Origin of the sequence: Candidatus Frankia alpina (genome assembly GCF_902806485.1) — a bacterium.
GTDB classification, from domain to species: Bacteria; Actinomycetota; Actinomycetes; order Frankiales; family Frankiaceae; genus Frankia; species Frankia alpina.
The window spans coordinates 17842-32800 of sequence record NZ_CADCWT010000028.1 but is presented as its reverse complement, the minus strand read 5'-3'; the positions used below and the strand labels follow the sequence as shown (position 1 = coordinate 32800).

Annotated in this window: 10 protein-coding genes; 5 read left to right on the top strand and 5 right to left on the bottom strand. The window is 71.7% G+C overall.

What is annotated here, in order from left to right:
* Nucleotides 1-1252 precede the first annotated feature (1252 nt).
* Nucleotides 1253-1984, top strand: coding sequence for a mycofactocin biosynthesis peptidyl-dipeptidase MftE (mftE, locus tag G6R25_RS05705; protein ID WP_163552146.1), 732 nt, complete (start codon nt 1253-1255; stop codon nt 1982-1984).
* The gene (locus G6R25_RS05700) at nt 1981-2787 is read left to right on the top strand and encodes a mycofactocin-coupled SDR family oxidoreductase (protein WP_163552144.1); all 807 of its coding nucleotides are present in this window, start codon (nt 1981-1983) and stop codon (nt 2785-2787) included. The genes mftE and G6R25_RS05700 overlap by 4 nt, the downstream gene beginning before the upstream one ends.
* 131 nt (nt 2788-2918) lie before the next feature.
* On the opposite strand, the gene G6R25_RS05695 is transcribed toward G6R25_RS05700, so the two are convergent.
* From G6R25_RS05695 to G6R25_RS05685, 3 genes are all read right to left on the bottom strand, one after another.
* Nucleotides 2919-3677 carry an ROK family protein gene (locus G6R25_RS05695; RefSeq protein ID WP_235947541.1) on the bottom strand — a complete coding sequence of 253 codons (759 nt, stop codon included), beginning with the start codon at nt 3675-3677 and terminating at the stop codon, nt 2919-2921.
* A 416-nt stretch (nt 3678-4093) separates the two neighbouring features.
* Nucleotides 4094-5056 (bottom strand): electron transfer flavoprotein subunit alpha/FixB family protein, encoded by a 963-nt coding sequence (locus tag G6R25_RS05690; RefSeq protein ID WP_163552143.1) that lies wholly within the window; start codon nt 5054-5056, stop codon nt 4094-4096.
* A 12-nt stretch (nt 5057-5068) separates the two neighbouring features.
* Nucleotides 5069-5854 (bottom strand): electron transfer flavoprotein subunit beta/FixA family protein, encoded by a 786-nt coding sequence (locus tag G6R25_RS05685; protein ID WP_163552142.1) that lies wholly within the window; start codon nt 5852-5854, stop codon nt 5069-5071.
* A gap of 641 nt (nt 5855-6495) precedes the next feature.
* On the opposite strand from G6R25_RS05685, the gene G6R25_RS05680 reads away from it, so the two are divergent.
* Together G6R25_RS05680 and G6R25_RS05675 are read left to right on the top strand one after the other, a co-directional pair.
* Nucleotides 6496-7743, top strand: a complete 1248-nt coding sequence (locus tag G6R25_RS05680) for an NsdA family TPR-like regulatory protein (RefSeq protein WP_235947538.1) — start codon at nt 6496-6498, stop codon at nt 7741-7743.
* A 117-nt stretch (nt 7744-7860) separates the two neighbouring features.
* Complete coding sequence (locus G6R25_RS05675; protein ID WP_163552141.1) at nt 7861-8934, top strand: endonuclease/exonuclease/phosphatase family protein; 1074 nt, start codon at nt 7861-7863, stop codon at nt 8932-8934.
* A 3-nt stretch (nt 8935-8937) separates the two neighbouring features.
* Here the strand turns inward: G6R25_RS05675 and G6R25_RS05670 are convergent, their stop codons facing one another.
* Nucleotides 8938-9714, bottom strand: coding sequence for an enoyl-CoA hydratase/isomerase family protein (locus G6R25_RS05670; RefSeq protein ID WP_163552140.1), 777 nt, complete (start codon nt 9712-9714; stop codon nt 8938-8940).
* Nucleotides 9715-10035: 321 nt separating this feature from the next.
* On the opposite strand from G6R25_RS05670, the gene glgX reads away from it, so the two are divergent.
* The gene (gene glgX / locus G6R25_RS05665) at nt 10036-12273 is read left to right on the top strand and encodes a glycogen debranching protein GlgX (RefSeq protein WP_163552139.1); all 2238 of its coding nucleotides are present in this window, start codon (nt 10036-10038) and stop codon (nt 12271-12273) included.
* Nucleotides 12274-12349: 76 nt separating this feature from the next.
* Here glgX and glgP read toward each other — a convergent pair whose 3' ends face one another.
* Nucleotides 12350-14908, bottom strand: coding sequence for an alpha-glucan family phosphorylase (gene glgP, locus G6R25_RS05660; protein WP_163552138.1), 2559 nt, complete (start codon nt 14906-14908; stop codon nt 12350-12352).
* Nucleotides 14909-14959: the final 51 nt, after the last annotated feature.

The window sequence follows — 14959 nt, the reverse complement described above, 5'->3', positions numbered from 1 at the left end:
CGTGTTCAAAGGAATCTCTCACAACCATCAGCCGGCCACCCCCCCACACCCCGGAAAAACCAGAGCAAGAAGAACAACCAGCCAGGCCATGAACGATGTAAAACAATTGGCACTGACAATCGGCACGCTGTTGAGTTCTCAAGGAGCAGGCGCTACCAGACTTTTGCCCTTTCGGGCTTCGTTCTGGTGCTTCTTTAGCTTACCGGCCTCTTCGTCCGGTGTCAAATCACTTCATTTTAAGCGGAATGACCCTCTTCGAACAGGCAGTGCATTTTGTAGCACACTCTAGACAATCTGCCTTGCGGTGATTGGATCGAGCGATGTTTCTAGGTTACGAGCTTTAGCTGGTTTGTGTCAAATCGCTCCGGCTTTCGATGATTTCCACCGAGCTGCCGGCGATTGCCACTTTCACACCTTATCGCACCGTCCGCGGCCCGTTTCCTCGGGGGGTCGGTGCCCCCTCGGAGGAGATTTGGTCCTGCGCGACATCGACATCGACATCAAGCTCTTTGCGGAGCTCATTGGGCGACGAAGGAGAACTATACACGAGGAGAGCCACTGTGAGCGAACCCGGGGGCATAACTTTCTGACACCGCCGATCGACGGTGTGCTAGCCCTTGCCGCCGGCCTGGTGCCGTCTGTCCTGGTCAACGCATCGCGCCCCGACCAGGTTCCCAGCCCGCCAACTCTCGCCGTCGGCTGGTCCTGTACCGCATGATTCCCGCATCGCCACAGCCCAAACCTCGTCGCGCAGATCGACGTCGATCGGTATGCCGGCCGCGGGCGGGACCGGGCCGCTCGACGGCGATGGGTCCCCCACCCCGGTCGGGGCGCCCTGGAGCCGGCCGGCGCATCGGGGTGCCACGAGACCGCGCCGAGACAGCGTTCCGGTCGCATCCAGATGCCGAGCCCCAGCGCACCGGTCGACCGTGGGTGACCCCGCATGCTGGGATGGAATCCGATGCGGGCGTCATGTCTCGATCGCCCGGATCTCGTCGACAGCCAGACCTGGCCGAGTCGGGCCAGGGAGCGGAGTCGGGCCAGGGGGCGGATCTCCGGCCAGGTGTCCGACTCTGCGGCATCGGATCGAGGACGCGGGGGCCGCCAAGCAGGCTCTGGCCAGGCGATGGCGGTGCTTTGTCAGCCGGGTCCGGGCCACGGGTGCAGGGCCCCGTGCGTCCCGATCGGATCCACCGGCGTCCCGGCCGGCGCGGGACGGCCGCGGGTCTGGCAGAGGAGGAACACGGTGTCGATGCTCGGCCGGGCCACCTGGCGGGAGCTCATGAACGATCGCCCACTACTGGTGCTGCCGTTGGGCAGTACCGAGCAGCATGGACCGCACCTCCCGCTCGACACCGACACCCGGGTCGCGTCCGCCGTCGCCCGCGGTCTCGCCGACCGGCTGGACCCCGTGCTCCTCGGGCCGGCCATGCCGTATGGGGCCAGCGGGGAGCACGCCGGGTTCCCCGGCACGGTCTCCCTGGGCACACAGGTACTCGAGCGGGTGATCGTCGAGCTCGTCCGCTCGGTCGATGACACCGCCCGCGCCGTCATGGTGGTCAACGGACACGGTGGGAACGCCGCCGCCCTGATGTCGGCGCGGCGGATCCTCGCCGGCGAGGGTCGCCCGGTGCATCTGTGGGCCCCGACCAGGGCCCTGGCCCGGACCGCGGGCATCCCGGCGGCGGACCACGACCTGCACGCAGGTCGCACGGAGACCTCGCTGCTGCACCTGGCGCCGGACCTGGTGCGGCTGAACCTGGCGACGGCCGGTCCCAGCCCGTCGCTCGACGAGCTCGGCGCCCAGGGCGTTGCCGCGCTCAGCCCCACCGGAGTGCTGGGAGATCCGGCGGGTGCGTCGGCGGCCGAGGACGCCCGCCTGCTCGACGCCTACGTCGACGACGCCGTCGAGCGATTGCTGAGCTGGGCGCGGCGCCAGGGCATCACACCCCCCGCCGCGCAGTCCATGGACCGATCCGCTTGACGCCCGGCAATGGCGGCGCGGCCTCGTCGTCGGCACCCGTCGCGCTGATCACCGGGGCGGCCCGCGGCCTCGGTGCCGCTGTCGCCGACGCCCTCGACGCCGCTGCTTACCGACTCGTCCTCGCCGATCTGGCGGCGCCGGGGCCGCCGACAGAGGGCTACCCGTACGCGACCGGACGAGATCTCGACGCGGTTGCCACCCGCTGCCGCGACGCGGTCGCGGTCCGCGCGGACGTCCGCCGGCAGGCCGACGTCGACGCGGCCGTCGCCGTCGCCGTCGAGCGCTACGGCCGGCTCGACGCAGCCATCGCCGTCGCCGGCATCATCGCCGGCGGACCCCCGATCTGGCAGACCGACGACGACTCCTGGCAGACGCTGCTCGGCGTGAACCTCACGGGTGTGTTCCACGTCATCCGGGCGACGGTTCCAGCGCTGCTCGAGGCCCCCGCCGACCGGTTCGTCGCGGTCTCCTCCGCGGCGGGGACCCGACCGCTGGCCCGCCTGGCCGCTTACTCCGCCAGCAAGCACGGCGTCGTCGGGCTCGTGCGCAGCCTCGCCGCGGACCTCTCCGGGACGGCGGTGACGGCGAACGTCGTCTGCCCCGGTTCGATGGACACCACGATGTTGGCCGAGTCGGCCAGGATCTACGACCTGCCCGACCCCGGCGAGTTCGCCGACCATGCCTACCTGCGCCGCCTGCTGCGACCCGAGGAGGTCGCCGCTGCGGTGGCCTTCCTCTGCTCACCCGCGGCAGGCGGGATGACCGGTTCCGTGCTGGCCGCGGACGGAGGCTTCACCGGCTGACGGGGATCCCAGGAGGACCGATCCCAAGGGGGAAGGATCCCAAGAGGGAAGGATCCCAAGAGGGAAGGATCCCAAGAGGGAAGGATCCACGACCCGCACCGCGCCGAGGTGTGGGCGGCGGGTCAGTCGGGTCAGTCGGGCCAGCCGTAGCGATGCGGCGCCAGTACGAAGGCGGCGACGCCTCGCAGCGCGATCCGGCCCGGATCGTCGCTGCGCTCGATGCGCAGCCGCCGGACGAAGGCCAAGCCGGCATGGCGCCCGAAGCCGGCAAGCAGGGCATCCCAGAAGATCGGGCCGGACTGCGCGAATCCGCCGGCCACCACAGCCACCTCCAGGTCCAGCAGGCTGGCGCTGGAGGCGAGGCCTGCGCCGACGGCGGTTCCGGCCCGGGCGAGCTCCCGGCAGGCGATCTCGTCACCGGCAGCGGCCGCGGCGGCGAGGGTGTGGCCGTCGGCCGGCTGACCGGCGGCGGGAGCCCAACCGGCCGCCCGTGCCCGGTGCACCGTCCGCGGACCGGAGGCCAGGGCCTCGACGCAGCCGCGCCCGCCGCACGGGCAGTCCGGTCCGTCTACGTCCACGACAAGGTGGCCGATGTGCCCGGCGTTGCCGGAGGTGCCGTGGAACAGCCGGTCGCCCAGCACAAGCCCGCCGCCGACGCCGGTCGAGACGGTCACCGCGAGCAGGTTGCGCACACCGCGCCCCGCCCCGGCCCAGTGCTCACCGGCGGCGAGTGCGACGCCGTCGTTGTGGACCAGTACGGGCCGCCCGGGGAACAGCTCCCGCAGCCGGGCGCGCAGCGGGAACGCCCGCCAGGACGGGATGTTCAGCGGCGACACCGCGCCCGCCGGCCATTCCATGGGGCCTGCGCACCCGCAGCCGACCCCGGCGATCGCATCCGCCGCGATCCCGGCGGACGCGATCGCTTCGCCGACGCAGTCCCGTAGCCCTCCTCGGCGAGCCCGCCTTCACCCGGCTCGCGCCCGCCTGGCGGGGCCTCGGACGGACGGCTGGCAGGCACCGGGCGGCGGGCGGTCGCGTGGATGGTGCCGTCCACGTCGACGACTGCTGCTACGATCTTGGTGCCGCCGATGTCCACGGCGAGCGCGGGCCCGGCACCGAGGTCCCCGGTTGCGAGGCCCGATCTCTCCACTCGGCCCGATCCCTCCACTCGGCGGGTGCACGCCTGCCGCGACCGTGGCCCGGCCTCACCGTAGGGCTCAAGGGGAGGAAGAGGGAACAACAACGGCCGGGCTCCAGCCTCGTCGGGGACGGGTGGAGGCCCGGCCGTTCCGGTCCGGGAAACCGATCAGCCAGCCTTGCGCTTCTCGATCGCCTCGGTGAGCTGCGGGACGACGTTGAAAAGGTCGCCGACCAGCCCGTAGTCCGCGAACTCGAAGATCGGCGCCTCGGGGTCCTTGTTGACGGCGACGATCGTCTTGGACGTCTGCATCCCAGCCCGGTGCTGGATGGCACCGGAGATGCCGACCGCGATGTAGAGCTGCGGCGACACCGTCTTGCCGGTCTGGCCGACCTGGTTCTGGTGCGGGTACCAGCCGGCGTCGGTCGCGGCACGCGAAGCGCCGACGGCCGCGCCGAGGGTGTCGGCCAGCTTCTCCACCAGCGCGAAGTGCTCGGCGGCACCGAGACCACGACCACCGGAGACGACGACCTGGGCCTCGGTCAGGTCCGGCCGACCGGACTTGGCCTCGACCACCCGGTCGATGATCTTCGCGCCCTTAGCGGCGTCGGAGATCGTGACGTCCACGGTCTGCTCGGCCGGCGTCGACGGCGCAGCCTCGGGAGCCGTGGAGTTCCGCCGGACGACGATCACCGGCACGCCCTTGATGACCTTCGAGGTGACGATCGTCGAACCGCCGAAGATCCCCTGGGTGGCGACCAGGTCCGTGGACAGCGCGGTGGCGTCCCAGATCAGGCCGGACTCGGTCTTGGCGGCGAGCCGGGCCGCGACCTCACGGGAGTCCGCGGTGGCCGCGACCAGCACGGCCACGGGCGACGCCTCGGCGACCAGCTTGGCCAGCACCTCCGCCACCGGTCCGCCGATGTAGCTCGCGATGTCGTCCGACTCCGCGACATACACCTTGGCGGCGCCATACTGGGCGAGGTACTCCTTGGCCTTCGCGTAGGTGCCCGGGGCACCGAGGAACACCGCGGACGGCTCGCCGAGCGTACGGGCGAGCGTCAGCAGCTCGGCGGTGACCTTCTTGGGTTCACCGTCGGCGTGCTCGACGAGTACGAGAACTTCAGCCATCGAACAAACCCCTCAGATGAGCTTCTGCGCGGCGAGGAACTCCGCGACCTTCGTTCCGCCGTCGCCCTCGTCCTTGACGACCGTCCCGCTCGAACGCGGCGGGGCGGCCTCGGACGTGACGACCGCCGAGGCGGCGCCCGCGAGGCCGACCGTGGCGCCGTCGAGCCCGGCGTCGGCGGCGGACAGCGTCGTCAGCGGCTTCTTCTTGGCCGCCATGATGCCCTTGAACGAGGGATAACGCGGCTGGTTGATCTTTTCGACGACGCCGACCACGACCGGCAGGCTCGCCTCGACGAGGGCGTAGCCGTTGTCGGCCAGCCGCTCGATCGTCACCTTGCTCGCGCCCGGGTCCACCGTGACCTTGCGGGCCTGGGTGAGCTGGGGCAGCCCGAGGCGCTCCGCCAGCAGCGCACCGATGACGCCGCCACGGGCGTCCGACGCCTCGGAGGAGGTGATGACGATGTCCGGAGACAGCGTCGAGATCACCTTCGCGAGCGCCGCGGAGGTCGCCAGCGCGTCCGACCCGTGCAGCGAGTCGTCCGTGAGGTGAACGGCCTTGTCCGCGCCCATCGACAGGGCCTTGCGGATCGTCTCGACCGCCTTGGCGGGCCCCATCGTCACGACGGTGACCTCACCCCCGTGCGCTTCCTTGATCTTCAGGGCCTCTTCGACCCCGTACTCGTCCATCTCGTTCATGACGTTGTCGACGCTCTTGCGGTCGACGGTCTTGTCCGCGGCGTCGAGCTTCTTCTCCGCCCAGGTATCGGGAACCTGCTTGACGGTAACGACGATGTTCACGCCTTGGGGCCTCCGTAGCCAACATCCGATGTCAGTGCTCTTGACATCGTCGCATCTGGGACGCTCACACGCCCGATGATCGGCGGCGTGACGCGGACCGCACTGTGCCCCTGACCTGGACAACCGGATCAGGACGGGTAGCGACTACACGCCGTCACCGAGACTAGTCCGTGCGCCCCGCTGCAGCCATACCCCGCGCTGGGCGCATCACGCCCGGCCAGTTCGCCACAGAGCGGGGCAAGGTCTCCCTCGATGGACATCACTTTCCGGATTATTTGTCCGACGAGTCCGATATGCACGCGCATAAGTTCCATGCAGGTGGATGTGCAGATGACTGGCCATCCACATTCCGTGGCCTTGTCCCGGAGTGATCCCCTCCCGCCGACGAAGAGCCAGAGGCATCAGTCCCGGACAGGCGTGCAATTGCGCCAGGTTGTGCACGCCCTCTTCCCTTGACAGTGACTGTCCCACTACTTTCTGCCCCAGGCGGTGCGCACGGCCGAGCAACCGCGCCTTAGGTCGACCTAACTTCGACGGGGGACAGATGTCGAATACGCCGTCCGACAATTCCGTACTCACCAACCCCTTCACGCGTCTGCTGCGCGAAGCCGGGGGTATCAGACACCAGGTTCGCCCACCAGGTGAACGCCCGCGCCCGCCTGCAGCGCCAGATCGAGCTGGGCCTGGCCAGGATGACTGTCGGTCACTGGCGCCGAGGGATGCGCCCGCGCGACCCGATGGTCGCCGAGCTGGCGGCCGCCGAGATGTCGGCTGCCCTGGGCTACCCCGTCCTGCCGGCCGACCTCGGCTGGCGCGGGGAGTCCTACCGCAACGACGACCTGGGGTTGTGCGGGGCGAACGCGCCCGTCGAGACCCTGCGCACCCTTGCCGGACTATCGGGACGAGACATGCGGCGACGTGACCTCCTGCAGGACGGATCTGCCTTCATCGCGTCCGCCTTCGCAGATCCGGTGCTCTCCAGCCTCACCGGCGTCGTCGATCGGATCGTCGGCGCGCTGATCCGCGACGTGACCGCCACCTTCCGCAAACTGGACGCCAAGTTCGGCAGCAGCGAGATTCGCCCCCAGGCGGTCGGCTTCCTGCACGACCAGACCAGGGCCGCCCGCGACAACCACCCGAACCCGGACCTGTTCAGCGCCCTGGCGGAGCTGACCCAGTTCTGCGGCTGGCTCGCCCAGGACAGCAATCGCGAGGCACTCGCCCAGCGCTACTACATCCAGGCCCTCAGCCTCGCCGAGCACGCAGACGACGCCATGCTCGCCGGGCGGGTGCTGACCGGCATTAGCGACCAGGCCGCCCAGCTCGGCCATCCGCGCCAGAGCCTGGCGTTGGCGCGAGCCGCGCTGCGCCGCTCGGTGAAGCACTCCACCAGCGCGGTGCAGGCCATGCTGTACGACAAGAACGCCTGGGCGCTGGCGCGCAACGGCGACGAGGCCGGATGCCGGCGCGCCCTGGACCGGATGGACGCGGCCATCGCCCGCGACGACGGCGACGGGCCGCCCTGGGCCGGCCACTACAACGCCGGCGACGCCGCCGAATGCCGCGGTCACTGCCTGCTGCTGGGCCAGGCCCGAGAGGCGGAGGAGAGGCTGGAGCAGGCGCGTGCGCTGCAGGGGACGGCCCGCACCCGCAGCTACGCCGAGGCCGACCTGGCGCTGTCCCGCCTGCGCCGGCCGGCGCCGGAGCTGGAGCTGGAGGGCGCCCTGGAGGCGGCCCACCAGGCGGTCGCCGTCGCCGGGCAGGTCTCCTCGCAACGGATCGTGAAGAAACTGGCCGAACTCGACGGGGCCCTCGGCGAGCACCCGACCGTCGCGGTTCGGGAGTGGCGCGAGCAGGTCCGGCCGCTACTGCAGTCCACCGTCGCGTAGCCGCGCACCCGTCGAGCCGCGGTGGCCCGGCGCTCCCGCCGGCTCACCGCGGGGGTCCCCGCCCGGTCATGAGGGTCACCCACCGCTCGGGTGCCCCGGCAAGCCGGGCACTCTGGGATGGTGACAGCCGCGCAGGAGTCCGGACGTACGGCGCCGGACGGCAAGACCGCCACCGGACCGGGCGACATCCCCGTCGCCGCCCCCGAGCCCAAGGCCCGGCCTACCATCCCGATCTCCACCGTCATCACGGTGATCGCCTGGGTGATCGCGGCCGGCCTCGCCCTGCTCGCCCTCGGCCGGCTCGTCCACCTCGACGACGGTCTGGACTGGCCCTACTCGGCGATCAACGCCGTGACCCCACTGCTCTACCTGCCGGCCTACGCGACGCTGGCCGTGGCCTTCGCCCTGCGCCGCAACCTGCTGCTGATCATGTCGGTCGTGTTGGTCGCCGTCCATCTGTTCTGGGCGGTGCCCGAGGTGCTCCCGGGCGGCGCCGAGGACGCGCCCCAGGGGTCAGCCAGGCTGCGGATCATGTCGGCGAACCTGCTCTACCGCAACGCCCACGCCGACCGGCTCGGGGCACAGATCCGCTCGGCCAACCCCGACGTGCTCGTCCTCGTCGAGCTCTCGCCGCTGACGCTGTCCCGGGTGAACGCCTCCGGGGCGCTGCGCGGCTTCCCGTACCGGGAGGTGCACCCGGACGCCGGCGCGTTCGGCGCGGCGATCTACTCCCGGTTCCCGCTGCGCGACGCCGCCACCCCCAGGGTCGGCGGGTCGATGTCGCTGCGGGCCACCGTCGAGGTCGACGAGAACCGCCGTTTCGTGATGTACGCGGTGCACACCATCTCGCCGACGTCCGGCACGTACACCAACCGGTGGCGCACCCAGCTCACCGCGCTGCGCCACGAGGCCCAGCACGCCACCCTGCCGGTGGTCATGGCCGGCGACTTCAACGCCACCCGCGACCACCGGCCGTTGCGCAGGCTCGACAGCGCCGGGGTCCGCGACGCGCACGACGTCGTCGGCGGCGGGTGGGAACCGACGTGGAGCGCCCGCTCGGTGCTGCTGCCGCCGGTGCTGCGCATCGACCACGTGCTGGCCTCGCCCGCCTTCGCGGTCACCGGTTTCCAGGTCGGCCACGACTTCGGCAGCGACCACTTCCCGGTGATCGCCGACCTCGCCATGCGGTAGGGGTCAGCGGCCGGTGAAGTCGGCCTTGCCGGGGCCGTGAGCGATGAAGGACTCCATGCCGATCCGGCGGTCCTCCGTGGCGAACAGGCCCGCGAACAGGGCGGCCTCCAGGCGCAGGGCCTCGGCGAGGGCCAGTTCCGAACCGTCGTCGACGGCCTGCTTCGCCGCCGCCAGCGCCATCGCGGGTCCGTTCGTGTACCGCCCGGCGATCTCCCGGGCCCGCTCGTACACCTCTGTCGCGGGAACGACGACGTCGGCCAGCCCGATCTGGGCGGCCTCGTCGGCGCGCACCTGCCGGCCGCTGAAGATGAGGTCCTTGGCCCGCGCCGGGCCGATCAGCCGCGGCAGGCGCTGCGTCCCGCCGGCCCCCGGGATCACCCCGAGCAGGATCTCCGGCTGGCCGACCTTCGCGTTGTCGGCGAACACCCGGACGTCGGCGCAGAGCGCGAGCTCCAGCCCACCTCCGAGGGCGAAGCCGGTGACCGCCGCGACCACCGGCTTCGGGATGCGGGCCACCACCTCGAAAGTCGAGTTGAGGTCGCCGACCCAGGCCGACGCCTCGGCGTACCCCATCGGCGCCATCTGCTTGATGTCCGCGCCGGCGGCGAAGACCTTCTCACCCCCGTAGATGACCACTGACCGGACCGCCGGGTTGCGGGTCGCCTCGACGGCGGCCGCCCGCAGCTCGGCGGCGACACCGGAGTCCAGCGCGTTCATCGGCGGCCGATCCAGCCGGATGGTGCCGATTCCGCCGTCGACCTCGAGCCGCACGACACTCATCCACGGTCCTCCCGACTTTGGCCCGCGCTGAGGAAGCCGGGCATCCAACACTCGGCCGGCCCCGCAGACCGTGCCGGAGCCGACGGTGACCCCGCCTGGTCATCGGACATACCAGGATGGATCGCGCCGGCCGGCCGGGGCGGATCGTGCGGGTCGGTGGGTGGTCGGAAGTCACGATAGGCCGACCAATGCTGATCTTCATGCGATCGCGGCGGCGGGCTCCGAGCGCAGCGGAGGTGCCCGATCGGCCGCCCGAGGGCGAAGGCGTCCGTTAACCTCACCGAGGTGTCCGACACAGGCGGCAAACACCGCACATCCGACGTGTCTCTCCGCTCGGGCGGCGGTCTGCTCCCCGGCCAGCCCGGCCCGCTCGGGGTGCTTTGGGACGGCGCCGGGGTCAACATCGCCGTCGCCGCCCCCGGCGCGGAGGCGGTGGAGTTCTGCCTGTTCGACGACGCCGGCCGGGAGACCCGCCATCGCCTGCCGGAACGCGACGGCGAAGTGTGGCATGGCTACCTGCCCGGCATCGAGCCGGGGCAACGCTACGGCCTGCGCGCGCACGGCCCGTACGATCCCAGCCGCGGCCAGCGTTACAACCCGGCGAAGCTGCTGGTCGACCCGTACGCCCGGCTGCTGACCGGGGCACTGCGGCCGGATCCGGCGATCTACGGATTCGGCGGCGGTGATCCCTACGGCTACGAGCCGGACGCACGGGACTCCGCCCCGTTCGTGCCCCGCTGCGTCATCGCCGGCCCGGCCCGTCGGGAGGGCGCCCGGCGCCGCAGTCGGCGCCGGCACCCGGCGGACAACCGGCCGGCGATCCCGTGGTCGCAGACCGTTCTGTACGAGGCGCATGTGCGTGGCTTCACCCGCCTCCATCCGGGCCTGCCGGCGCGGCTGCGCGGCACCTACGCGGGGCTGGCCCATCCGGCCGTGATCGACCACCTGCAGCGGGTGGGCATCACCGCACTCGAGCTGCTGCCGGTGCAGGCCTCGGTCTCCGAGCCGGCGCTGCTCGAACGCTCAAAGATCAACTACTGGGGTTACAACACCCTGGGTTTCTTCGCGCCGCACGCCGCGTACGCGGCGACCGGCGACCCGATCGGCGAGTTCCAGGCGATGGTGGCGACGCTGCACGCCGCCGGCATCGAGGTGATCCTCGACGTCGTCTACAACCACAGCGCCGAGGGCAGCGAGCGCGGCCCGACGCTGTCCCTGCGCGGCCTGGACAACGCGGCCTACTACCGGGTCGAACCCACCGACCGGCGGCGCTACCGCGACGTGACCGGCTGCGGCAACGCCCTGAACATGACGTCGCCGCAGGTGGTGAAGCTGATCTGCGACTCCCTGCGCTACTGGGTGAGCGAGATGGGCGTCGACGGCTTCCGTTTCGACCTCGCCACCGCGCTCGCCCGCAACCCCGACGCCTTCGATCCCGCCGCCGGCCTGCTGGCGGCGATCCACGCCGACCCGCTGCTGTCATCGGTGAAGCTGATCGCCGAGCCGTGGGATGTCGGCTGGGGCGGCTATCAGGTGGGGGCGTTCCCGGCGCCGTGGGCGGAGTGGAACGGGCGCTTCCGCGACACTGTCCGAGACGTGTGGAACGGCCGGACCAGCGGGGTCGCGGACCTCGGCTATCGGGTGACGGGCTCGTCCGACCTGTTCGAACACGGGGGGCGACGGCCGTGGGCGTCGGTGAACTTCGTCACCGCCCACGACGGCTTCCCACTGGCCGACCTGATCTCCTACACGCAGAAGCACAACGATGCCAACGGCGAGGGCAACCGGGACGGAGAATCGGACAACCGCTCGTCGAACTACGGCGCGGAGGGTCCTACCGACGATCCGACGATCCTCGCCACCCGCCGCCGGGTGCGCCGCGGCCTGCTGGCCACGCTGCTGCTGTCGGCCGGGGTGCCGATGCTGCTCGCCGGCGACGAGCTGGGTCGGTCCCAGGGCGGCAACAACAACGCCTACTGCCAGGACAACCCGGTGTCCTGGCAGGCCTGGCCGGGCTCCGCGCCCCGGACCGGCCCCGACGCCGGGGCCGGCGGGCGTGACCCGGCCGGACCGGACCCGGCCCTGCTACGCCTGGTCAGCGGGCTGATCTCGCTGCGCAGCCTCGAGCCGGCGCTGCGCCGCGAGGTGTTCTTCCACGGCGGTGAGTCGACCCCCGGACGGCTGGCGGACATCACCTGGTTCCGCGCCGACGGGCAGGTGATGTCCCCGGCGGACTGGAACGCGCCGAGGGTCGTCACGCTGGTCGCCCACATCGTCGCGGGCGCCGAGGCCGCGGGGGCGGCGGGGGCGGGGGACGGCGGCGAGACCGTGCCGGGCCTGCTGGCCGTGATCCACCCCGACGGCGCGGACACGGCCGTCACCCTGCCCGCGGCGCCGTGGGCGCAACGCTACGACCTGCTACTTGACACCGCCGACGAGGACCTCGCGGGTTTCCCTGCGACCCTCGCCGACCCCCGCCGGATGCTGCCGCCCGGCACGGTCATGCCCGTCTGCGCCCGCAGCGTCCTGCTGCTACGGGCGCATCCCCCGACCTCCTGATCGGCCGCCGGCTACCACCACCGGCTACGGCCGCCGGCTACCACCACACCGGCTACCACCACCGCGGCCGCTGCGGCTACGGATTGGCGACAAGGCCCAGCTCGGCGACGCTGGCGGTGAGGTGGTGGCGGGGCAGCACCCGCACGGTGTAGCCGAACGGGCCGGTGCAGCCGAGGGGGATCGTGCCCTCGAAGCGGTGCCCGCCCTCGCCCTCGCCGACGAGCTGCAACGACAGCACCTTGGGGGCGAGGATCCGGTCGGTCTGGTCGATCCGCCCGAAGGAGGCGAGGACGTCGACGTCGCCGGGGGCGAGCCCGCCGAGGTCCACCGTGGCCCGCACCACCAGCGACTGGCCCACCTGGGGGGTGTCACCGAGCCCGGCGGAGTCGACGTTGAGCACCCGCACCCTCGGCCAGGCGGCGCGCACCCGGCTCTTCCAGCCGGCGAGGTCCCGGGCGCCCGCCAGGCCGTCGGCGGCGGCGGCCCGAGCGGAGACGCCGGCCGGCACGTAGTACCGCTCGACATACTCCTGCACCATCCGGCTGGCCAGCACCTGCGGGCCGAGGCTGGACAGGGTGTGCTTGACCATCGCCGTCCAGCGCTGCGGCGGGCCGTCACCGGCGTCACGATCGTAGAACCGCGGGGTGACGGTGTTCTCCAGCAGGTCGTACAGGGCGGCGGACTCGATGTCGTCGCGCCGGTCGGGGTCCTCGACGCCGTCGGCGGTCGGGATCGCCCAGCCGTTCTGGCCGTCGAACATCTCGTCCCACCAGCCGTCCCGGATGGACAGGTTGAGGCAGCCGTTGAGCGCCGCCTTCATCCCGGACGTGCCGCACGCCTCCAACGGGCGCAGCGGGTTGTTCAGCCAGACGTCCGAACCGGAGTACAGGAACCGCGCCATGCCGATGTCGTAGTCGGGCAGGAACACGATGCGCGCGCGCACGGCCGGGTCGTCGGCGAACTGGACGATCTGCTGGACGAGCTGCTTGCCGCCGTCGTCCGCGGGGTGGGCCTTGCCGGCGATGACCATCTGGATCGGCCGCTGCGGGTGCAGCAGCAGCCGGCGCAGCCGGTCGGAGTCGCGCAGCATCAGCGTAAGCCGCTTGTAGGACGGCACCCGGCGGGCGAAGCCGATGGTGAGCACGTCGGGGTCGAAGACGGACTCGACCCAGTCGAGCTCGCCGGGGGCGGCGCCGCGTTCCAGCCAGGAGGCGCGCACCCGGCGGCGGACCTCGGCGACAAGCCGTTCCCGAAGCTGGCGGCGGGTGGCCCAGACGACCTCGTCGGGCAGGGTGGAGATCTTGGCGAAGCCGGCCGCGTCGTCGGCGAGCAGGCCGGGGCCGGGCTGGCGGTCGGCCAGCTCGATGACGGCCCGCGACACCCAGGTCGGGGCGTGCACGCCGTTGGTCACCGAGCCGATCGGCACCTCGGCGGAGTCGAACCCGGACCACAGGTCCGCGAACATCTCCCGGCTGACGATGCCGTGCAGCTTGCTGACGCCGTTGGAGCGCTGGGCGAGGCGCAGGCCCATGTGCGCCATGTTGAACACGTTCGGGTCGGACTCGACTCCGAGTTCCAGGATCCGTTCCGCCGGCACGCCGGGCCAGGAGTTGTCCCCGCCGAAGTGGCGGGCGACGAGGTCGCGGGGGAAGCGGTCGATGCCGGCGGCCACCGGGGTGTGCGTGGTAAACAGGGTGCCGGCGCGGGCGGCCTCCAGCGCCTCGTCGAAGCTGAGCCCGGTCTCGACGAGCTCGCGGATCCGCTCGAGGCCGAGGAAGCCGGCGTGGCCCTCGTTGGTGTGGTAGACCTCCGGCGTGGGCGTGCCGGTGACCGCCGCGTAGGCCCGCAGCGCCCGCACACCGCCGATGCCCAGCAGCATCTCCTGCAGCAGCCGGTGGTCGGTACCGCCGCCGTAGAGCCGGTCGGTCACCCCCCGCTCGGCCGGCTGGTTGTCCTCGACGTCCGAGTCGAGCAGCAGCAGCGGTACCCGACCGACCTGCGCCTTCCAGATCTGCGCGTGCAGGGTGCGGCCCTCGGGCAGCCCGACGGCCACCTTCACCGGGGTGCCGGCGGCGTCGGTGAGCTGGGTCAGCGGCAGCCCGTGCGGGTCGATGCCCGGGTAGCGCTCCTGCTGCCAGCCGTCGCGCGACAGCGACTGGACGAAGTAGCCGGCCCGGTACAGCAGCCCCACGCCGATGATCGGCACACCGAGGTCGCTGGCGGTCTTGAGGTGGTCGCCGGCGAGGATGCCCAGGCCGCCGGAGTACTGCGGCAGCACCTCGGTGATGCCGAACTCCGGCGAGAAGTACGCGATCGCCGCCGGCGCGCCCGGCAGCTGCTGGCGCTGGTACCACAGGTCGGCCGAGAGGTAGTCCTGGAGATCGTCCGCGACGTCGGTGAGCCGACGCACGAAGCGGCGGTCCGCGGCGAGGGCGACGAGCCGGTCGTGATCGACCTCGCCGAGCAGGCGGACCGGGTCCCCCTTGGTGGCCCGCCAGAGCTCGGGGTCGACCGACTCGAACAGATCCAGCGTCTCGGGGTGCCAGGACCAGCGAAGATTCAGGACAAGTTCCCCCAGTGGAGCAAGCTGCTCGGGGAGCTGCGCACGGACGGTGAACCGTCGTAGGGCTCTCACGAAGACGTGAGCCTAGAGGAGTGCCAGTGACGTGGCCGCACCCGGGTTCGA

Excerpts from the sequence above, each read along its gene's own strand:
- mftE (WP_163552146.1), top strand. The coding sequence starts at position 1,253 with ATGCTCGGCCGGGCCACCTGGCGGGAGCTCATGAACGATCGCCCACTA.
- G6R25_RS05690 (WP_163552143.1), bottom strand. The coding sequence starts at position 5,056 with ATGGCTGAAGTTCTCGTACTCGTCGAGCACGCCGACGGTGAACCCAAG.
- G6R25_RS05675 (WP_163552141.1), top strand. The coding sequence starts at position 7,861 with ATGGTGACAGCCGCGCAGGAGTCCGGACGTACGGCGCCGGACGGCAAG.
- G6R25_RS05670 (WP_163552140.1), bottom strand. The coding sequence starts at position 9,714 with ATGAGTGTCGTGCGGCTCGAGGTCGACGGCGGAATCGGCACCATCCGG.